Origin of the sequence: Vibrio sp. 2-Bac 85 (assembly GCF_037546705.1) — a bacterium.
Taxonomy (GTDB): domain Bacteria; phylum Pseudomonadota; class Gammaproteobacteria; order Enterobacterales; family Psychromonadaceae; genus Psychromonas.
In genome coordinates this window covers 227,256-248,769 of the sequence record NZ_JALAAB010000003.1, presented here as the reverse complement: position 1 = coordinate 248,769, position 21,514 = coordinate 227,256, and the positions used below count along the sequence as shown (strand labels likewise).

General features: G+C 38.4%; 20 protein-coding genes. 12 read left to right on the top strand and 8 right to left on the bottom strand.

Annotated elements, in window-relative coordinates; all coding sequences use genetic code 11:
- Positions 1 to 133: 133 nt before the first annotated feature.
- Positions 134 to 727 (bottom strand): DJ-1/PfpI family protein, encoded by a 594-nt coding sequence (locus MT390_RS05480; protein WP_166370933.1) that lies wholly within the window; start codon positions 725 to 727, stop codon positions 134 to 136.
- Between the two features lie 327 nt (positions 728 to 1,054).
- Between MT390_RS05480 and MT390_RS05475 the strand changes: the two genes are divergently transcribed.
- Positions 1,055 to 1,249 (top strand): CPXCG motif-containing cysteine-rich protein, encoded by a 195-nt coding sequence (locus MT390_RS05475; protein ID WP_166370937.1) that lies wholly within the window; start codon positions 1,055 to 1,057, stop codon positions 1,247 to 1,249.
- A 190-nt stretch (positions 1,250 to 1,439) separates the two neighbouring features.
- On the opposite strand, the gene MT390_RS05470 is transcribed toward MT390_RS05475, so the two are convergent.
- Positions 1,440 to 2,126, bottom strand: a complete 687-nt coding sequence (locus MT390_RS05470) for a type 1 glutamine amidotransferase domain-containing protein (RefSeq protein ID WP_499440005.1) — start codon at positions 2,124 to 2,126, stop codon at positions 1,440 to 1,442.
- A 293-nt stretch (positions 2,127 to 2,419) separates the two neighbouring features.
- Here MT390_RS05470 and MT390_RS05465 point away from each other — a divergent pair, with 293 nt between their 5' ends.
- Together MT390_RS05465 and MT390_RS05460 are read left to right on the top strand one after the other, a co-directional pair.
- Positions 2,420 to 3,328, top strand: a complete 909-nt coding sequence (locus MT390_RS05465; protein WP_499440004.1) for a LysR family transcriptional regulator — start codon at positions 2,420 to 2,422, stop codon at positions 3,326 to 3,328.
- Positions 3,329 to 3,539: 211 nt separating this feature from the next.
- Positions 3,540 to 5,222: an NAD-dependent malic enzyme gene (locus MT390_RS05460; protein ID WP_499440002.1), complete on the top strand. Its 1,683-nt coding sequence runs from the start codon at positions 3,540 to 3,542 to the stop codon at positions 5,220 to 5,222.
- A 193-nt stretch (positions 5,223 to 5,415) separates the two neighbouring features.
- Here the strand turns inward: MT390_RS05460 and MT390_RS05455 are convergent, their stop codons facing one another.
- Positions 5,416 to 6,600: an FAD-dependent monooxygenase gene (locus MT390_RS05455; protein WP_499440001.1), complete on the bottom strand. Its 1,185-nt coding sequence runs from the start codon at positions 6,598 to 6,600 to the stop codon at positions 5,416 to 5,418.
- A gap of 255 nt (positions 6,601 to 6,855) precedes the next feature.
- Here MT390_RS05455 and miaB point away from each other — a divergent pair, with 255 nt between their 5' ends.
- The 9 genes from miaB (at position 6,856) to MT390_RS05410 (ending at position 17,183) form a co-directional block, all read left to right on the top strand.
- Positions 6,856 to 8,277 carry a tRNA (N6-isopentenyl adenosine(37)-C2)-methylthiotransferase MiaB gene (gene miaB, locus MT390_RS05450; protein WP_166370947.1) on the top strand — a complete coding sequence of 474 codons (1,422 nt, stop codon included), beginning with the start codon at positions 6,856 to 6,858 and terminating at the stop codon, positions 8,275 to 8,277.
- Between the two features lie 46 nt (positions 8,278 to 8,323).
- Positions 8,324 to 9,358 carry a PhoH family protein gene (locus MT390_RS05445; protein WP_166370949.1) on the top strand — a complete coding sequence of 345 codons (1,035 nt, stop codon included), beginning with the start codon at positions 8,324 to 8,326 and terminating at the stop codon, positions 9,356 to 9,358.
- 11 nt (positions 9,359 to 9,369) lie between these two features.
- The gene (gene ybeY / locus MT390_RS05440; protein ID WP_499440000.1) at positions 9,370 to 9,834 is read left to right on the top strand and encodes an rRNA maturation RNase YbeY; all 465 of its coding nucleotides are present in this window, start codon (positions 9,370 to 9,372) and stop codon (positions 9,832 to 9,834) included.
- A gap of 9 nt (positions 9,835 to 9,843) precedes the next feature.
- Positions 9,844 to 10,716, top strand: a complete 873-nt coding sequence (locus MT390_RS05435; protein WP_166370953.1) for a CorC family transporter — start codon at positions 9,844 to 9,846, stop codon at positions 10,714 to 10,716.
- On the top strand, positions 10,713 to 12,347 hold the full coding sequence (gene lnt / locus MT390_RS05430; RefSeq protein ID WP_499439999.1) for an apolipoprotein N-acyltransferase: 1,635 nt from the start codon (positions 10,713 to 10,715) through the stop codon (positions 12,345 to 12,347). The genes MT390_RS05435 and lnt overlap by 4 nt, the downstream gene beginning before the upstream one ends.
- A gap of 64 nt (positions 12,348 to 12,411) precedes the next feature.
- The gene (locus MT390_RS05425; protein ID WP_499439997.1) at positions 12,412 to 13,782 is read left to right on the top strand and encodes an MATE family efflux transporter; all 1,371 of its coding nucleotides are present in this window, start codon (positions 12,412 to 12,414) and stop codon (positions 13,780 to 13,782) included.
- Positions 13,783 to 13,883: 101 nt separating this feature from the next.
- Positions 13,884 to 14,675 (top strand): ATP-dependent zinc protease family protein, encoded by a 792-nt coding sequence (locus MT390_RS05420; RefSeq protein WP_499439996.1) that lies wholly within the window; start codon positions 13,884 to 13,886, stop codon positions 14,673 to 14,675.
- Between the two features lie 9 nt (positions 14,676 to 14,684).
- Positions 14,685 to 16,211 (top strand): inactive transglutaminase family protein, encoded by a 1,527-nt coding sequence (locus tag MT390_RS05415; protein ID WP_499439995.1) that lies wholly within the window; start codon positions 14,685 to 14,687, stop codon positions 16,209 to 16,211.
- A gap of 3 nt (positions 16,212 to 16,214) precedes the next feature.
- Positions 16,215 to 17,183, top strand: a complete 969-nt coding sequence (locus MT390_RS05410) for an alpha-L-glutamate ligase-like protein (RefSeq protein WP_499439993.1) — start codon at positions 16,215 to 16,217, stop codon at positions 17,181 to 17,183.
- Positions 17,184 to 17,492: 309 nt separating this feature from the next.
- Here the strand turns inward: MT390_RS05410 and MT390_RS05405 are convergent, their stop codons facing one another.
- The 5 genes from MT390_RS05405 to petA form a co-directional block, all read right to left on the bottom strand.
- Positions 17,493 to 17,933, bottom strand: a complete 441-nt coding sequence (locus tag MT390_RS05405) for a ClpXP protease specificity-enhancing factor (protein WP_499439991.1) — start codon at positions 17,931 to 17,933, stop codon at positions 17,493 to 17,495.
- Between the two features lie 24 nt (positions 17,934 to 17,957).
- Positions 17,958 to 18,593 (bottom strand): stringent starvation protein SspA, encoded by a 636-nt coding sequence (sspA, locus tag MT390_RS05400; protein WP_499439989.1) that lies wholly within the window; start codon positions 18,591 to 18,593, stop codon positions 17,958 to 17,960.
- A gap of 106 nt (positions 18,594 to 18,699) precedes the next feature.
- Positions 18,700 to 19,437: a cytochrome c1 gene (locus MT390_RS05395; protein WP_166370969.1), complete on the bottom strand. Its 738-nt coding sequence runs from the start codon at positions 19,435 to 19,437 to the stop codon at positions 18,700 to 18,702.
- Positions 19,437 to 20,696, bottom strand: a complete 1,260-nt coding sequence (locus MT390_RS05390) for a cytochrome b (protein ID WP_499440080.1) — start codon at positions 20,694 to 20,696, stop codon at positions 19,437 to 19,439. The genes MT390_RS05395 and MT390_RS05390 overlap by 1 nt, the downstream gene beginning before the upstream one ends.
- A gap of 17 nt (positions 20,697 to 20,713) precedes the next feature.
- Positions 20,714 to 21,304 carry a ubiquinol-cytochrome c reductase iron-sulfur subunit gene (petA, locus tag MT390_RS05385; RefSeq protein ID WP_166370973.1) on the bottom strand — a complete coding sequence of 197 codons (591 nt, stop codon included), beginning with the start codon at positions 21,302 to 21,304 and terminating at the stop codon, positions 20,714 to 20,716.
- Positions 21,305 to 21,514 lie beyond the last annotated feature (210 nt).

The following is a 21,514-nucleotide window of genomic DNA, read 5'->3' as shown; positions in this document are numbered from 1 at the left end:
TATGAGTCCCTATTGTTGAAAAATTATTTATGCAGACATCAATATCATTTATTTGATGCCGCGTATATTTTTTAAAGTTTGTATTAAAGTGATAAAAGCCATTTATATCCACATCAAAAAATATTCGAGTAGCTTATTTACATTCAGAATATGGATATTTTTGCCAATGATATTCCATTTGCTTTGCCGTTTTCTCTGCCAATGAGAATGTTGTTAGCTCGGAGACTAAGTGCAAACTCATATCTATTCCAGCCGAAATACCTCCCGATGTAATATATTTGCCTTGAGAAACCCAACGTTGATTATCTATTACCTTTAACTTCGGATAATCCGCCTTAAGATCATCAATATCTTGCCAGTGCGTGGTGACTGTCAAACCATCTAACAATCCCGCTTCAGCCAAAATAAATGCACCAGTACATACTGATAGCACCCTTTCTGATTTATCAGCAACATTCGCCACCCAAGCGATCACATTTGTTTTTTTAACTTCCTCTGTATGCACGCCACCAACAACTATCAGAACATCAATATCGGGATGCGCATCAAAGCAAAAGTGTGGTTGTATAGGAAACCCGCCTCGCGCCTGCACAAGCGCCAGTTTTTCGGCAATCAAGAAGATATTCCAATCATGCCCAGCCAAACGCTTAGCGGTACTTAACACCTCAAATGGACCAGAGAAATCAAGTACCTCTGCATTATCGTATATGTATATTCCAATATTCATCGGTTATGCACTCCTTGCATGTAAAAATTTTTTATTTTTGAAAGGAACATTAATGCCTTATCCCCTTTTTCTCAACTAATATGGTACAAAAAAGACCAGCCACCACAAAAGCTGAATAACGATTAATAATAGTGATAAAGGCAGTGCAATCCCAAAAGAGGAAATAATTCAGAACAATCACTTTCCATGTAATAAGTGGTTTCAAAATTAAAATATAAAATGCTACAAACAAAACATTACACAATACGGCTACAACTACCCATCGTTGAGCTTTCCGAGGTGTTAAATTACTATTAAGCGAAATTGAAATAAAGAAAAGGATACAACATGGCATTTCTGCAAGAAGAAGAGATCAACTGCCCCTATTGTGGTGAAACCATCACCATACTACTTGACCCCTCTGATACCGATCAAGAATATATTGAAGATTGCCAAGTGTGCTGCCAACCTATTAACTTCTTTGTTAGTGATGATGAAAACGGCGAATTAAGTGTTAATGTGAGTAGTGATAATAGCTATTAGATGGCAACCATTAAGACATGTTTACCGAACCACTACATAGGTTTATCCACAAAAAAACCGCAATAATTATTATTTATTGCGGTTTTTTAATATGCTAATTTTTTATGGTCACTTTTTATGATAACTTTTTATGATAACTTTTTATGGTAAGAAAGGTTACCTTAAACAACGGTAACTCAATTGTTAATCATTAAGCATTCAAATGCGCTAACAATTTTTCAGCCACCAGCTCTGAACTTGCAGGGTTTTGACCTGAAATAATCAAACCATCTTGTACTGCAAAAGCATTCCAATCATCTACTTTTTGGTAATCTGCACCGCGTTTAATCAATTCATCTTCCACTAAAAATGGCACAATATCAGTTAATTGAACTGCAGCTTCTTCGCTATTCGTAAAGCCAGAAACCGCTTTACCTTTAACTGCAAATTCACCTGCACTATCTTTAACATCTAATAATACTGCACTTGCATGGCATACCGCACCTACCGGCTTATTAGCCGTTAAAAAATCTTCAATCAATTTGATTGATTTAGTATCTGTCGCTAAATCCCATAATGGCCCATGACCACCAGGGTAAAATATTGCATCGTAATCAGCTTCATTCACTGATGATAATGCCAATGTATTAGCTAGTTGTTGTTTTGTTTCAGCATCTTCATCAAAACGTTTAGTGGCGTCAGTAACAAAATCATCCATCTCACTTGATGGATCAATGGGTGGTTGTCCACCTAATGGCGATGCTAATGTAATATCAAGACCTGCATCTTTAAAAACGTAATAAGGGGCTGCAAACTCTTCAACCCAAAAGCCTGTTTTATTGCCTGTATCGCCTAGTTTGTCATGTGATGTTAGAACCATTAATATTTTCTTACTCATGATAATGCCCTTAATGTTGATTGTGTTTAATAGCTAGTTATTAGCTGATTTGAAAAGTATAAACTTCATACAAAATTGAACAATGCATACTTTATCAACAACATTGTTACAATAATTGATACAATTAGAAAATTATATGAGCATCCATTAGAGATATCTGACTTGCGAATAGGTTATGTTGAGTCATAGCCGAAATAATAAAACGTTTTACTATCAGTCTATTAGATTGAAATATGTGTAGTAATCAATGCATTACTCTAAGCAACACTCATAAATGAAGAAAAGAGGTCACAGTGGAACTGTCATTTGAACAATTAAAAAGTATGGTGGTGTTTGCCCAAGTTATTGAGCAAGGTAGTTTAAGTGCAGCTGCAAAACATGTTGGATTGTCACGCGCCGTTGTTAGCTACCATATTAAAAAACTAGAAAGCCAATTAGGTATTAAACTGCTCAATCGCTCGACTAGAAGCATCGCATTGACTGAAGCTGGCAGCGAATATTACCAACGCTGTAAAGTGATTGTCGAACAAGCCTTAGCAGCAAATCAGCAAATAGAAAACTTAAAAAACAACCCCACGGGATTAATTAAAATAACCTGCCCAATGAATGTTGGGTTACACGCCATCGTGCCTGCGTTGAATGCTTTTGCGAAGCTTTACCCTAAGATTCAATTAGATGTAAACCTCAGTGATGAAGTGGTAAATATTATAAAAGAAGGTTTTGATATTGCTATTCGTGGTGCGGAATTAGCAGACTCTGGTTTGCAGGCAACTAAGCTATCAACTTTGAATACCTGCTTGTGCGCTGCACCTGAATATATACAAAAACATGGGCGCCCTACAACTCCAGCTCAATTAACGGCACATCAATGGATCCTTTATAAACTTGCACCTACTACGTTAGAGCTTAAAAAAGGAAGTCGTTCCTATAGCGTTAAATTAAAAGGAAATATCAGCACTAATAATGCCGCAGCACGCACTGCCTTTGTTGAGGGAGGTCATGGTTTAGGACGCATTCCAAGTTATGACGCACTGCCTAAAATAAAGTCTGGACGCTTAGTGCAGTTACTCTCTGACTATCAATTTAATGATATTGAGGTGTATGCCGTCTTCCCTCCAGGTGCTGCAGAATCTAAAAAATTGCGGTTATTAATAGATTACCTAAAAAATTACTTTAAAAAAGGTCAACAGGGCCTGAGTTAAGCATTAATTCGAGTATAATTTAAACGTTTTTGTTTTAGGTAGGTTGATCTTTTGATATTATTTTGTAAACAAAAGTTAAGTTCAAAGAACAACAGATCCCAGCTAGTTAACAAAAATTTAACATCTTTTAAGCCGATCTTCGTTGAATTCCTATACAATTAATTATCGGTATGTATTAAGACATACTTTTATTCACTAAGAAGATTTTATTATGCCACTCAAACGTCCTTTATATATCCCCTTTGCAGGGCCTGCACTGCTAGAAACACCACTATTAAATAAAGGCAGCGCTTTTTCATCAGATGAACGCGATAATTTTAATTTAACGGGTTTGTTACCACACACTATTGAAACCATTGAAGAGCAGTCATTACGTGCATATCAGCAACTGTCTTCATTTAAAAGCGATCTTGATAAACATATCTACCTACGTAACATCCAAGATACTAATGAAACCTTATTTCATCACCTCATTGAGCAACATATCGAAGAAGTAATGCCGTTGATTTATACACCTACGGTTGGTCAAGCTTGTGAGAAATTTTCTAAAATATACCGCCGTAAACGTGGTCTATTCATCTCTTACCCAGAACGTCATAAAATTGATGATATGTTACAGAATGCTACTAAACAAAACGTAAAAGTGATTGTAGTGACCGATGGTGAACGCATTTTAGGTTTAGGCGATCAAGGTATCGGTGGTATGGGGATCCCAATTGGTAAACTGGCCTTATACACAGCCTGTGGCGGTATTAGCCCAGCGCATTGCTTACCTATTTTATTAGATGTAGGTACTAATAATAGCCAACTAATTAATGACCCAATGTACATGGGCTGGCGTAACCCTCGCATCACAGGCGAAGAGTATAATGAATTTGTAGATTTATTTATTCAAGCGGTGAAACGTCGTTGGCCAGAAGTGTTATTACAATTTGAAGATTTTGCACAAACCAATGCGACACCATTGTTAAACAAATATCGCGATCAACTATGTTGTTTCAATGATGATATTCAAGGTACTGCTGCCGTATCCGTAGGTACGCTGATAGCGGCTTGTTTAAATAAAGGGCAAAAGCTTAGCCAACAAAATATTGCCTTTTTAGGCGCTGGCTCTGCCGGTTGTGGTATAGCTGAGCATATTATTAGACAAATGCAACGTGAAGGTTTGACTGAAGAACAAGCTCGCAAGCGTGTATTTATGGTTGACCGTTATGGTTTATTAACGGATAACATGACTGACTTACAAAGTTTCCAAACGTCTTTAGTACAAAAGGCAGCTGATATTGAAAGTTGGGATCACAGCCAACCATTAGGGTTAGAGCAAGTGGTTAAACAAGCTAAGATAACCGTGTTATTTGGTGTTAGTGGTCAAACAGGTTTATTTACGCAAAGCATTATTGAAAGCTTATGTGCAAATACTGAAAATCCGATTGTATTGCCGCTGTCAAACCCAACTTCTCGCGTTGAAGGAACACCGCAAGATATTACTAATTGGAGTAATGGCAAAGCGATTATTGCAACGGGCAGTCCATTCCCTAACACTCTATTTAAAGATCAATCTTTTGAAGTATCGCAATGTAATAACAGTTATATTTTCCCAGGTATTGGTTTAGGTGTATTAGCCTCACGCGCAAGAGGGATCAGTGACAATATGTTAATGGCGGCTAGCCAAGCCTTAGCTAATGCATCAATGGATTATGATAAAGCACCGGGTGCACTATTACCGCCATTGGCAGTGATTAGAGAGATCAGTGAGAAAATAGCTTACGCCGTTGCAAAACAAGCCATAGCAGATGATTTAGCATTGCCTGTAACAGAAGAGAACATGCAACGTCGCTTGCAAGACAACTTCTGGTTACCTAAATACCGTAGCTACCGTCGTACTTCTTTCTAGGAACAGTAATTCGTTTCAGGAAAGAACAGTTAAACGACAACCTCGCTAACTGTTAACTAGCTAACTGTAAATAAAAAAAGAACAACAAAAAAGCCGCACTTGAAATTTCTAAAGTCAATGAGCGGCTTTTTTGTATGCCCGTTACCATTCAAGATGCGAAGTTCAGCATCTCGATGGGTAACAAGTATACTTATTAATTAATTCCCATCGCATAACGCATAACTCTATTTTTAATCTGCCCCGATTGTTGCGCTACACCTAAAAAGCTTTTTCTTATGATACGAATCAATGGGTCATCTGATTTACTGACTTTATAAAACACATCCATGCCTGTTTGCATTAAGAGGTTGGCAGGTCGTCTCTGACATTGATAGCGTTTTAGTAATTCAGGTATCGGCAAATCACTGCATTGAGTGAGTAATTCAACAAGGCATTGCACATCCTTAAATCCTAAGTTAACTCCTTGGCCAGCCAATGGATTAATGCTATGTGCTGCATCACCAACTAAAACGACACTACCTTGATAATAATGTTTAGCATGGCGTCGAACCAATGGAAACCCACCTTTGTTATGCACTTCAAAATCAAAATCAAGTTTAGGAAATTCAGTTAGAATGGTTTGCTTGAGTTGCTGATTAGTTAAGCTTTGCAGTTGCTTTATTTTCTGTGGGCTGTGATACCACACTAAACTCGCATTATTACCCGCTAGTGGTAAAAAAGCACAGGGCCCTGTTTCTCTGAATTCTTGCCACGTGACACTTTGCTGTGGGCAGTCCGTGGTGATATTAATTAATAAACAATGTTGACGATAATCCCAACTTGTAACTGGCATTTGTAAGTGTTTACGTACTGCTGAGTTACCACCATCACAGGCAAGCAATAACTCAGCTTTGATGATCTGCTGATCCGCAAGAGTCACTGTCACACGTTGAATATTTTTGCCATTATCTTGCTCAAGACCTTGAGTAATATCGACTACTTGAGTATTTTCATAGAAGTGAACGTTTGCTAACTGTTTAAGGCGTTGCCACAATACCGCTTGGATCCAACGATTCTCTGCAATATAACCTAATTGTTCTGCGCCTATATCATCACTTGAAAAAACTAACTTTTGACTGCCCTTTTCCCACGTCTGTAAACCTTGATAAGCACATAAGCGCTCTAATGGAATATCGTCCCAGACTCCCGCTTGCTCAAGTAAGTGCTTACTTTGCGCGCTAAACGCTGAAACACGGAGGTCAAAGGGGGCTTCTTGCGCTGGCATTTGTACCGAAGACTTTTCAATCAGGTGTAATGTATCACCATGCTGAGCGAGTAATAATGCAGATAACGCACCGACCATTCCACCGCCAACAATAATTATTTCTCTATTTGCCATTACACCCTCAATTTTTGAATTGACCTTGAATTTTTGCATTGGTATTGAATATCCATTGTACGTAAAAGAAAGCGACTTGGGAAAATTAACCTGATTTTTTAATTGCTTAAAATCAAGATACAAGCGGTTACCAAGATAAAAATAAAAGTGAATGAAAAGCATGCAAACAAAAAGTAGCATGATTGCTTTGATATGCGTAAAATGCGACCTCGTTTTAAGAAACACACTAATTAGTCAGCATAGTAGGCAGTGAATATGAGCATGAAATTACACGTTAAAACCTGGGGTTGTCAGATGAATGAATACGATTCATCTAAGATGGCGGACCTTTTAAGTGCAAGCAACGGATATGTTTCTGTTGATGAAGCAGAAGATGCTGACGTGATCTTACTCAATACCTGTTCTATTCGTGAGAAAGCGCAGGAAAAAGTATTCCACCAATTAGGTCGTTGGAGAAAACTAAAAGAAAAAAATCCAAATATCATTATTGGTGTTGGTGGCTGTGTTGCTTCACAGGAAGGTAAAGCTATACGTCGTCGTGCGCCTTATGTAGATATTGTTTTTGGACCACAAACGTTACACCGTTTACCAAAAATGATTCAAGATGTGAAAGAAAACAAAGGTAACGTGGTTGACGTTAGTTTCCCTGAAATTGAAAAATTTGATTCAATGCCAGAGCCTAAAGCAGACGGTGCAACGGCCTTTGTTTCGATCATGGAAGGTTGTTCTAAATATTGTACTTTCTGTGTTGTACCTTATACACGTGGTGAAGAAGTTAGCCGTCCGTTAGATGACATTTTATTAGAAGTTGCGCAGCTTGCAGAACAAGGTGTGCGTGAGATTAATTTATTGGGTCAAAATGTAAATTCATACATTGGTGCAATGCATGATGGTGAAGAATGTAGCTTTTCTGAATTATTACGTTACGTAGCCTCAATTGATGGTATTGATCGTTTACGTTATACCACCAGTAACCCAATTGATTTTACTGATGAAATCATTGACGTTTACCGTGATACACCTGAATTAGTTGATTTCTTGCATTTGCCTGTTCAAGCAGGGGCGGATCGTATTTTGAACTTAATGAAACGTGGCCACACGATAGCGCAATACAAAGAAAAAATTGCCGCATTAAAAGAAGTACGCCCTAACCTGACCATCAGCTCAGATTTTATCGTTGGTTTTCCAAATGAAACGGATGAAGATTTTCAGCAAACAATGGATCTGATTAACTTTATTGGTTTTGATACTAGCTACAGCTTTATTTATAGCCAACGTCCAGGCACTCCAGCAGCAGATATGCCTGATGATGTGACCTTAGAAACAAAGAAAAAACGCTTAGCTATCTTACAAGATCGTATTCATCAGCATTCGCAATTGATTGGTCGCCGTATGGTCGGCTCAGTACAACGAATTTTAGTTGAAGGCCCTTCTCGTAAAAACATCATGGAATTATGTGGGCGTACTGAAAACAACCGTATCGTAAATTTCGAAGGTGATCATCGTTCAATCGGTGGTTTTGTTGATGTTGAAATTACAGAAGTACATACCAACTCAATTCGTGGTAAGTTTATCCGTGGAGAATCAGAAATGAATCTACGTGAATCAATTCGACCAAGTGATATTGTGAATAAAAAAGCAAATAAGCTTGGTGTTGAAACTTTTATCCCAGCTTAATTTTTATTTTTATAATTTTTAGCTCAGCAAAAGAAGGCGTTACAATTTGACCACAAAATTAACGACAGTACATCTTGAATTAGTCCCAGCAGACAAAGACCGTTTAGCGGTTTTATGCGGTTCATTTGACGATAATATTAAACAAATTGAACGCCGTTTGGGTGTTGAAATCATTTATAAAGATGCACAGTTTCAAGTAGTAGGCGAACACCGTTATGCCCAAGCTTGCAGTGATTTATTAAATGACTTGTACATTGAAACACAGCCTATTAAAGGTAAAGCACCGCGCTTATCCGATGAAGATGTACATTTAGCTTTACAGAATTTATTCAGTGAACATCGTTTGTTAGAAGTAAAACCAGCCTCTGAAGATCCTGGTTTTAAAAGTTTAACCATTAAAACTAAACGTGGTGTGATTAAACCGCGCGGTGAAAACCAAACTAAATACGTCAGCAATATTTTACGTAATGATATTACCTTTGGTGTTGGCCCTGCCGGCACGGGTAAAACTTACTTAGCCGTGGCTTGTGCAGTTGAAGCTTTAGAACGCCAAGAAGTACGTCGTATTCTATTAACGCGCCCAGCAGTTGAAGCAGGCGAAAAGCTAGGTTTTCTACCGGGTGATTTATCACAAAAAGTAGATCCGTACTTACGCCCTTTATACGACGCATTATTTGAAATGTTAGGTTTCGAAAAAGTTGAAAAACTGATTGAAAAAAATATCATCGAAATTGCACCGTTGGCTTATATGCGCGGGCGTACTCTAAATGATGCTTTTGTTATTTTGGATGAAAGCCAAAATACGACAACAGAACAAATGAAAATGTTTCTGACCCGTATTGGTTTTAACTCTACAGCGGTTATTACCGGTGATATCACGCAAATCGATTTACCACGCCATCAAAAGTCTGGTTTACGCCATGCCATTGAAGTACTAGGCGAAGTCGATGAGGGTATCAGTTTTAACTTTTTCTTAGCCGATGACGTAGTACGCCATCCGGTTGTTGCGCGTATTGTGAAAGCTTACGATGCCTTTGATAGAAAAAAAGAAATTGCAGAAAGCGAAGCGAGTAACGCGTAATGGAACTTTATGTGGATTTACAGCTGGCGACTGAAGACCAACAAGCACTGCCAGACTTAGCCCAATTAGAAAAGTGGATAAGTACAACCCTCCTTGCAGCTAGCGATGAAATGCGCGATGATGCGGAACTAACGGTGCGTATTGTAGACAGTGAAGAAAGTCAGCAGTTGAATCACCAATATAGAGATAAAGATAAACCAACTAATGTTTTATCTTTTCCTTTCCAAAATCCGCCTGGGATCACTTTACCCTTATTAGGGGATCTAGTAATCTGTAAACAGGTGGTTGAAAAAGAAGCAATGGAACAACAGAAAGCGTTGACCTCACATTGGGCACACATGCTAGTACATGGTACGCTGCATTTATTAGGTTACGACCATATTGATGATGATGAAGCAGAAGAGATGGAAAGCATTGAAACTAAACTACTGATTGAGTTAGGTTTCAGTGACCCTTATTTAAGCGAAAAAGAGTAAATAAAATTAATGTCGGAAGATTATCATTCTAGCAACGAGCAGCCTAAAGAAGGCCTGCTCGATAAAATCGGCAACCTTTTCCAAGGCGAGCCAAAGAGTCAAGAAGAGTTATTAGATGTGATTGATAGCGCTAAACAGCGCCAAGTTATCGATCAAAAAACCAAAGAAATGATAAAAGGTGTGATCGACGTATCTAAGATGCGCGTTCGAGACATCATGATCCCACGTTCACAAATGGTAACCCTAGGTTTACATCAGCCTGTTGAAGAGTTGTTGCCAGAAATTATCAGATCTGCACACTCCCGCTTTCCTGTTATCACAGAAGATAAAGACCATGTCGTCGGTTTGCTATTGGCAAAAGACTTGATTCAATATGGTTTCAGCTCGGATCCAGATGATTTTAAAATAGAAGATATTCTCAGAGAAGCCGTAGTGGTGCCTGAGAGTAAGCGCTTAGATACCCTATTAAAAGAGTTCCGCAGTCAACGTTACCATATGGCTATCGTCGTCGATGAGTACGGTGGTGTATCTGGCTTGGTCACTATTGAAGATATTTTAGAAGTGATTGTGGGTGAGATTGAAGATGAATTTGATTACGAAGAAGAAGATGAAATTCGTCAAATAGGTAAACGTACTTATACTGTAAGTGCACTCACCACTCTGGCTGATTTTAATGCTTTTTTTGAAACTGATTATAATATTGAAATTCAAGATACGATTGGCGGGTTAATTTTGCATGAGCTAGGTCACTTACCTAGCCGTGGTGAAAAAATAACTATTGCAGAGCATAAGTTTAAAGTCACTAATGCAGATAATCGTCGCTTAGTACAGTTACAAGTACGTGTTCCAAAAGAACTTAAAAAAGAGCTCAAAAGAGATTGAAAAAAAGCTTAAGCAAATTACAGGGCAAGATCATCTCTTCTCTGGCCGCGCAATTAATAATTGCAGTATTGTTAGGCGCGATACAAGTATTTGCTTTTGCACCTTTTCAACAATGGTGGGTTTTATACCCATCCTTTGTTGGCTTGTTTTTATTGCTGCAACAAACGCAATTAGTAAACAAAAAATTATTCTTAGTCTGCTTTAGTTTTAACCTCTCAATGTTCATTGCCACTATGCATTGGATCTATGTCAGCATGGATCTTTTTGGCGGAATGCCGAGTATTGTTAGCGGCTTATTGATTGTTGTGTTGTGTGCTTATCTCGCCTTGTTTCCAACCCTCGCGCTATGGTTAAGTTATAAAATTAAATTGCCAGAAAATAGTGCTGCCATTAGGTTGCTACTCATTTTACCTAGCTTATGGTTGCTCACGGATTGGTTACGCGGTTGGGTATTAACAGGTATGCCTTGGGCCTACCTCGGTTACAGCCATGCAGATACACCATTAGCAGGTTTTGCTCCTATATTTGGAGTGCAAGGCATCACCTTAGCGGTAATGCTTATTTGTTGTGCGCTGACGTTAATATTAATCAAACAATTTCAGCGCTTATCTTACTTGTTAATTATTTTTTTAGTGTCGAGTGGTTATGCTTTAAAACAACTGACCTTTACCGAATTACAACCAGCGGTCAACGTTGCATTAGTGCAAGGTAACATCGATCAGAATGAAAAATGGAAAGCAGACCAACTGTACCCTTCTTTGTTTAAATATTTAGACTTGTCCAAAGCAAGTTCGAAGCTCATTTCTCCTGCAGCAAATAAAAACAGCCCTGATACTATTCCGCAAAAGAGTAATAAAGTGCAGACAAATGATAATGAATTAATCATTTGGCCTGAATCCGCTATTGCAGGCTTGGAAATAGATATGCAGCGCTTTTTACAACCTCTATCAAAGGAGTTGGCACTACAAGGCAAAACTCTATTAACCGGGATTATTAATTATAATATTAGAGAAAATGAGTATTTTAATAGCATTATCATGCTTGGCAAACTTCCTGAAGGGCAAGGTTATTCACCAATAAGTCCAAATAGATATAATAAACATCACCTTTTACCGATTGGTGAGTTTGTGCCCTTTGAAGATCTTTTACGCCCGTTAGCACCTTATTTTAATTTACCCATGTCGAGCTTTAATCGTGGACCTGAAATGCAAAAAAACCTAAGTATTGAGCAAACAACCATAGCCCCTTCCCTGTGTTATGAAATTGCCTTTCCCGAACTATTGCGAAAAAATGTAGGCATAGAAACGGGTATGATTATTACCCTGAGCAATGATGCTTGGTTTGGACACTCAATTGGCCCTGCACAACATTTAGAGATAGCCAGAATGCGTGCTATTGAGTTAGGACGTCCGTTATTACGTAGTACCAATAACGGGATCACAGCTATCTATGACAGTAAGGGTAATGAGTTAGGGCGATTACCATCAAATACAGCCGCAGTATTAAGACGTTCAATACAGCCAGCCTATGGACAAACCCCCTATCAAAAAATGGGCCAAATCCCTTTATTTATTTTTTGTTTTTTTGCTTTATTATCAGCTTTTATTTTAAACAAAAGACAAACCGCTTAATCATCAGTACCTTCACAAAAACTATTTCCTAAACTGCTCTCTCAGAGGTTGATTAAGGTGTGTTATGAAAAATAAAATCCTTACGTTTCGCGATAAAAGCTTTCAAAAAAAATTGTGGACCTTGGCACTACCTATCACTCTACAATCACTACTTTATTCATTTCTCGGGTTAGTAGATATTCTGATGGTGAGTCAACTTGGCGAATCTGAAATTGCTGCCGTCGGCTTAGGTAATAAAGTATTTTTCTTTAACTTATTAATGATGGTCGGTGTCAGCCATGCAGGCGGTGTGCTCGCCGCTCAATATTTTGGTGCCAAAGAGCTTTCAGGCTTACGTCGTAGTTTAATCACCTCTTTATTAATTAGTTTTGTTGTCACCCTACCTTTTGTTGCATTTTATGTGCTCTCACCAAGCACTGTCACAGGTTTAGCCAGTGATGACCCTGTATTGCTTGTTTTTGCTAACCAATATTTAAAAATCACAGCCTACAGCTTTTTATTTATCGCAGTCGTCTTACCATTAGAAACCGCACTACGTTCTGCTGGCGATACTAAAACGGCCATGAATATTAGTTTTTTAGTGCTGCCACTGAACGCTTTTTTTAACTATATCTTAATATTTGGGCATGCTGGTTTCCCCGCTATGGGAGTAGAAGGCAGTGCTTGGGGAACTTTTTTAGCTCGCGCTATTCAAATGCTATTATTGATATTATTTATTGCTAAAAAAAGGCCTTTTATCTTAGCCAGTTTAGTAGAGATAAAGACTGCTTTATCGCTGTTAGATATCAAACGTTATTTGAAACTTGCAATTCCAATGATATTGCATGATAGCGGATGGGCTTTAGGTGTTTTTGTTTACACGCTGATCTTTGCCATGATTGGTGTGCAAGAACTAGCAGTAATGAGCATGGTATCGACGATAGAACAAACGATATTCGCCTTATTTATCGGCGTAGCAATTGCGAGTGGCACAATGATTGGTCATGAGCTAGGAGCAAAAGCATTCGATAGAGCTTGGCAACAGGCTTGGACATTTATTTTATTTGTGCCGGTTTTAGCATTTATATTTATACCGCTGATCATTTATTTTAGAGAGCCGGTATTATCGCTATTTCCTTCACTTTCTGCGTCCGCTAATGCGAGCGCATCACAAGTGTTACTGGTACTTGCTTGTGCCCTGTTTATTCGTGTTGTGAACTTTATCGGTATTATTGGCGTATTACGCAGCGGTGGAGATATCAATTACAGTACGTTTATGGATATTTTTTGCATGTGGTGCGTTGGTATTCCACTGACTTACGTTGCAGTTACTTATTATAATTTCAGTTTAGTAGAAGCTTATATTGTTACGCTTTCCGAAGAGTTAATAAAAGTAATATTAGTCATTCATCGTGTGCACAAAAAACACTGGCTTAGGAATGTATTACCTACTTAAACCTGAACGATAAAGGGCGTCACAAACAATTTATCACTGCTATTTATAACGCAAACTGATACCATATTTTTTTGATTTTTAACTAACGCTAAGGAAATCGCATGTTTTTAAAAAAAACGGCCATTATAACACTTACTTCACTATTTTTGACCGTTGGATGTATATCTATTTCTACTACTGAAACTGAACAAAAAATTCAGCAAACACTCACTGAACAAGCGACAAAAATTACAGAGTTAGAAACTGAATTAATGACTTCTAAAGCAGATATTGAGCAAAAACAAAGCTCATTAGAAGCTGTACAAACTGATTTAGAAAAAACCCAAAAAGAAGCGCAAACACTTAACCAACAATTAGCTCAGCAAATAGCAAAACAAAAAGCTGTTGCAGCAAAAACACCCAAAAGAAGTAATGTTGTAGTTAGCAAAGTGAGCAAACGCGATATTTATCTAGATAAAACGGTATTGGGTCAAACTGAATGGCTATATATCAATAAAGCGAAGAAAAGTTTTAGAGCACGTGTTGATACTGGTGCCGCTACCTCGTCAATTAACGCGGTGAATATTCAACATTTTGAACGTGATGGTAAAAATTGGGTTCGATTTAACATCGCACACGATAAAGATGCAGAAGCCAACATCATTGAAGCAAGAATAGATCGTTACGTGAAAATATTACAGTCTAGTGAACCTGGTGAAAGAGATCGACGTCCAGTGATCAAGCTTAATGTTCGTATGGGTGGTATTACTCAACAATCTGAATTTACCTTAACCGACCGTCAACATATGGACTATGCAGTACTCATTGGGCGTAGCTTTATACAAGACGTGATGATTGTTGATGTTAGCCAAGATTATATTCATCCTAAGTATCAAGCTGAAGATAATAAATAGGAAACACCCATGAATGCTCGTATTTTCTTTTTCACCTTAGTAGCAGGACTTTTTTTACTGGGTGTGTTTCAAACAGTACAACGCCATTTGGCTTTTGATATTCCTTGGATGCCAGGTGAAACACGGTCGGTCTGGAATATTGATGCCAAGATTGAATTTGAAGCGACTGGAAAACCTGTACTCGCCTCATTGAGTACGCCAAATAGCCAAGCAGGCTATACGCAAATCAGTCAAAATGCAGCTTCTCCGGGTTACGGTTTATCTTTTTTATATGAAGATAATAAACCACAAGCACAATGGACAATCCGTCAAGCGACAGGTCCTCAGACACTTTATTATAATATTCAGCTATTAGTTGATAGTGATAGTGTGGATCAACCCATCACTAAAATGCCAGAGTTGTTTGAGACTGAATATGGTGCTGCCGGCTTAGCCGCTGGCACTGATATTATTAAAGATGCCTTTAAAACTAGTGCAGATGCTTTTAGTTTCACCCGCGAAATTTTAAAGCAATTAAACACAGAACAGCCTAATCAAAGCATTAGATTAGTACTTGCTTCTAAAAGCTCTAAAACAAACATTCTAATTGGATTACTTAACGAAGCGAAAATTCCCACTAAAAAAGTCGGAGCATTAGTTCTAGAAGATGGTCGCCGTCGTCAGCATTTGCAGCCTTTAGTTGAAGTTTTCCAAGAAAAAAATGGAAAAATTGAATCTCGCTTATTTGATGCTTCAAGCCTTCAAGAAGTGGATCGTAAAGATCTATTATTGTGGGATCAAAGTGGTAAGGCATTATTAGAATTAACTGGAGGGGTGAATTCTAAAGTCAGCTTCTCAATGATTCAGCAAGATCAACCAGCGTTAGCGGCTATTTTGCAAAAGAATGACAATGAGCATTTATTTAATTTCTCGATCCATAGTTTACCTATTGAAGATCAATCTTTGTTTAAAGGCATCTTAATGATTCCATTAGGTGTGCTAATCGTTGTTATGATGCGTGTTTTGATTGGTTTAAAAACATCCGGTACGTTCATGCCGGTATTGATCGCAATGGCCTTTATTCAAACTAGCTTAATCACTGGTATCGTCGGCTTTGTGATGTTGGTGGCAGTAGGTTTATTCATTCGTTCCTATCTTTCTCACCTAAATTTATTACTGGTTTCACGGATATCGACAGTGATAATAATGGTTATCTTACTGATCGCCCTATTTGGTGTTTTGTCTTATAAACTTGGCTTAACCGAAGGCCTCAAAATCACCTTCTTCCCAATGATCATCTTATCTTGGACCATCGAGCGCATGTCAGTGTTATGGGAAGAGGAAGGTGCTAAAGAAGTATTCAAGCAAGGTGGCGGTAGTTTGATCGTGGCTGTATTTGCTTACTTTGTAATGAGTAATGATGTCACTCGACACCTAATGTTTAACTTTATCGGACTGCAATTTGTGGTCATGGCGCTAGTATTATTACTGGGTAGTTACACTGGTTACCGCTTATTAGAATTACGCCGCTTCAAGCCATTAGTGGACAAGGAGTAGCGCATGTTTTTCAGTAGCCCTTTTAAGTTAAAGAAAAAAGGCATAATGGGGATGAATGAACGTAATAGCCGCTATATCGGCCGTTACAACCCTAGACGTTTATATCCTTTAGTGGATAATAAATTAAAAACTAAAATTATTGCGCGCGATGCAAATGTCACTACCCCTGCTCTTTTAGGTGTGATCACCATGCAAGCGGAAGTAGAAACTGTAGAACAATTCATTACTAATACTCCAGGCTTTGTAATAAAACCCGCTAAAGGCAGTGGTGGTAAGGGTATTCTTGTAGTAACTAAAGTTGAAAATGGTCGCTATTATAAATCCAATGGTAATGAAGAAAGCCTTTCAGAGATCAAACGTCATGTAACAGATATCTTAGCGGGCTTATTCAGCTTAGGTGGTAGCGCAGATGTTGCGGTGATCGAAGGTTTAATTCAATTTGATAGTGCATTTGATGGTTTTAGCTTTGAAGGTGTACCTGATGTACGTGTTATCGTATTTAAAGGTTTTCCTGTAATGGCAATGATGCGCCTTTCAACGGCCGCTTCCGATGGGAAAGCAAATTTACATCAAGGTGCTGTTGGTGTTGGTATTGATATCGCCACAGGAAAGGCCATTAATGCGGTTCAGTTCGATTTACCAGTTGAACGTCACCCTGACACAGATAAAGAACTAAAGCTGCTTGTAGTACCTAGTTGGGAGCGTTTGATTTACTTAGCAGCTAGTTGCTACGAGATGACAGGAATGGGTTACCTAGGAACGGATATGGTATTAGATCGCGATATCGGACCGATGCTATTAGAACTCAATGCACGTCCTGGATTGGCAATTCAAATTGCTAATGGCACCGGCATCTTGCCTCGCCTTAAATTAGTGGAAAGTTTAAAGGATGCAGACAAAATGACCGTGGAAGAGCGCGTTGCTTTTTCTAAACAACATTTTGCAGAAACGCCCTTAATAGAAACAGAGTGAACATAATTAAATATTAAGTAGCATTCTTTTTAAAGGCTGACTCAGCACATACGAAAAAGCCGATAACATATCCTGTTATCGGCTTTTGGCTTTCATAAGCTAATCTTTGATTATTTATTTTTTAATGCATAAATCCGCATGCTCAGATTCGACAGTAACTTCCTAAGTCATTGATTTACTAATTTTAAAACTTATAAAAAAACCGAGCAAGCTCGGTTTTTCAAGATATAATTAAAAGTTTTATATACTGTAGAAGTTACTTAGCAGCTTAGTACTTAACTACTTAACTACTTAACCACTAGTATTTAGCTACTTAACAACAGTAAGAAACGATTTTTTGTTAGTACCTTTTGTATTAGTGCCTTTTATATCTTGCTGTACTTGTTTCTTATCTTCAACGGCTTGCATAGGCGCATCATATTCATCATACGCTGGCTCATCGGGGAAAATAGTGCCTGCGCCATTCTCACGCGCATAAATACCTTCAATAGCATACATAGGCACATAAACTTGTGTAGGTATGCCAGAGAATCGAGCATTAAAGGATAACGCATTATCATCTAATGAAAAATCAAGCACAGAGCGTGGCGCAATATTTAATACAATTTTGCCATTTTCTACAAATTGTAATGGTACATCAACATGTGGTTTGGTCGCATCGACAATTACATGAGGCGTGCATTCACTATCAACTATCCAGTCATAGAAAGCGCGCATTAAATAAGGACGTTGTACTAACATTTCCGACATATAAAATACCTACAAAATTAAGAATTAAGCACCGATACGGATTTCACGTTCAGTTTCAGTCATTGAAGCTTGGAAAGATTCACGTTCAAATACTTTAACCATATAACTCTTCAAGCCTGTTACATTGTCGTAACCTAAGTCAATTTTCAACTCAGGTAGACGCCATAGTAAAGGAGCCATATAACAATCAACAATCGTAAACTCTTCAGACATGAAATAAGCGAAATGTTCAAATACAGGTGCAACTTCAAGAATTTTAGCACGTAATTTTACACGAGCAGGCTCAGCTTTAGATTCATTACCTGACATGATCAGTGCTACTAAAGGATACCATTCACTTTCAATACGTTGCATTAGTAGACGGCTTTTAGCACGTTCAACTGGGTATACAGGCATTAATGGTGGATGCGGGAAACGCTCATCTAAATATTCCATGATGATGCGTGAGTTATATAAAACCAATTCACGGTCAACTAATGTTGGAACATCACTATTTGGCGTTAACTCAGCTAACTCCTCAGATGGGTTCTCTTCGTCTACTGATGTGATATCAACATTGACACCCTTTTCAGCTAATACGATGCGAGTTTGATGACTATATAAGTCAGATGGTCCTGAGAACAACGTCATTACTGAACGTTTATTTACAGCTACGGCCATGGAATACCCCTAGTAGTTAAAAAATTAAGTGTTTAAAAAACACAAACGGCAATGACGTCATAGTGACACCATTGCCGATAAGATAATAGAGAAAGTGTTGTGACGACTAGTGAATATCGCGCCAGTACTCTTTCTTCAATAAGTAACTCAGTACAAATAAGATAATTAAGAAACCAATTACCCAGAAACCTAAGCTTTGACGCTCTAGTTTATTCGGCTCACCTGAATAGACTAGGAAGTTTACCAGATCTAACACCGCTCGGTCATACTCATCGGATGACATCTCACCTGTACCGCTACTTTCAAGCCCGACAACGGTATGGTGTTCGACACCTTGCTCATCAACGTGAGTTTCAATAATAGCCGTTGGAATACCTTGCAGTTCTTCTAATACATGCGGCATACCTACATCTTTAAAGACAACATTATTTACGCCGAATGGACGATTAGGGTCTTTATAGAAAGAGCGTAAGTAAGTATATATCCAATCAGGGCCACGTAAACGGGCTTCTAAGGTTAAATCTAATGGTGCATTACCAAACCATTTAGCCGCATCTTTTTTATCCATGCTGTTTTTCATTAACTCGCCAATTTTACTATTTGTAAAAATTAGGTTGTCTTTCATTAACTGATCAGGAATCCCTAAATCAGTCGCAACACGTTGATAACGTTGATGTGCAGTTGAGTGACAAGCAGAACAGTAGTTCATGAATAATTTTGCACCATTTTGCAGTGAAGCTTTATCCGTTAAATCATAGTTAGCTTTATCTAAATGAATCGCTGCACCCGATGCAAATACTAAACTTGGTAAAAATGCCACTAAGGCGATCAATAATTTTTTCATTAGTGTGTCAACCTCGTTGGTAGTGGTTTGGTTTTTTCATTTTTACTGTACAAGAACAGTGCAATAAAGAATCCAAAATATCCGACAGATGCAATCTGTGCAATAAGCGTATATAACGGCGTTGCTGGTAAGGCACCTAGCACACCTAATACGATGAAACAGATAATGAACTGTGTAATATTTAGTTTATGAATCCAACTACGGTAACGTATTGATTTAACTTTACAGCGATCTAACCATGGTAATAAGAATAGGATCGCAATAGAGCCACCAAAGAACACAACACCAATTAATTTATCCGGTATCGCACGTAAAATGGCGTAATACGGCGTGTAATACCAAACTGGTGCAATGTGAGCAGGTGTTTTCAAACCATTTGCAGCTTCAAAGTTAGGTGGCTCAAGGAAGAAACCGCCGCCCTCTGGAATAAAGAATATCACTGCGGCAAAACAGATTAAGAATGCTGACACGCCCATGATATCTTTCACCGTAAAGTACGGGTGGAACGGAATTGCATCAATAATATCTTTTTTACCACTGTATTGTTTGTGGAACGTGAACTTGCCTTTAGCTTCTTCTGAGGCAGAACCTTTCTTCTGTTTAATCTCTACACCATCAGGGTTATTTGAACCCACTTCATGTAGGGCAACAATATGTAAGAAGACTAAGGCCACTAAAGCCAGTGGTAATGCCACCACATGTAATGCAAAGAAGCGGTTAAGCGTCGCACCAGAAATAACGTAATCACCTCGAATCCAAAGTGTTAGGTCATCACCAATAACAGGGATAGCACCGAATAATGAAATAATTACTTGCGCACCCCAGAAAGACATTTGTCCCCAAGGTAATAAGTAACCCATGAATGCTTCAGCCATCAACACTAAGAAGATCAACATACCGAAGATCCAAATTAATTCACGTGGTTTTTGATATGATCCGTAAATTAATCCACGGAACATATGTAAATAGATAACCACGAAGAAAGCAGATGCACCGGTTGAATGCATGTAACGCAATAACCAACCGTAAGGTACATCACGCATAATGTATTCAATTGACGCAAATGCACCTTCAGCAGAAGGGTTATAGTGCATTGTTAACCAGATACCTGTTAATAATTGATTAACTAGCACTAACATCGCTAATGAACCAAAAAAGTACCAAAAATTAAAGTTAACGGGTGTTGGATATTGCGCAAGATGTTTATTCCACGTTTCCGTCATTGGGATACGAGTATCGATCCAATCGATGCCGTCCATTACTAATTTTTTAAGCATTAGGCATCTCCTTTGTCTACGCCAATGAGAATATTTGTCTCATCCACATAATAATGCGGAGGGATCACCAAATTTAATGGTGCTGGTACGTTTTGGAATACACGTCCTGCCATATCGAATTTTGATCCATGACATGGACAGAAGAATCCAGACTCTACCCCTTCAACTTGCTCGTTGAATGAATCCGGTAGATAAGTTGGTGAACAACCTAAATGAGTACAAATACCAACAGCAAGGAATAAATCTGGTTTTAAAGAACGTCCAGCATTCTTCGCATATTCAGGTTGTTGAGGTTCTTTAGATTCAGGATCACGTAATTTACTATCTAACGTAGCGAGTTCTTCAATTACTGTTGGTGTACGCGAGACAACCCATACAGGTTTACCTCGCCATTCAACACGAATTAACTGACCTGGCTGGATTTTGCTAATATCTACACTAACTGGCGCACCAGCAGCTTTAGCTTTTTCACTTGGACTCCAAGATTTCACAAAAGGTACTGCCACTGCAGCAGCCCCTATTCCACCAACAACTCCTGTTGTTAGTGTCAGAAACTTGCGACGACCAGAATTAACAGGCGCATTGCTCATTTAACCATCTCCATTGTGAGCTACTAAAAAAGCAGTTCAAAAAATACAAAACTGGGGGGTATACATCAATCCGTTGAATCATGAATTACGAATGTTTGCATAAAAACTCGCTGAATTTTAAAGAAGTCGCTTGCCATTTACAAGCCATTAACATTACTTTTGAGGGGGAAATACAAAAAAGCATGGCTTAATTGACCATGCTCTCATTAG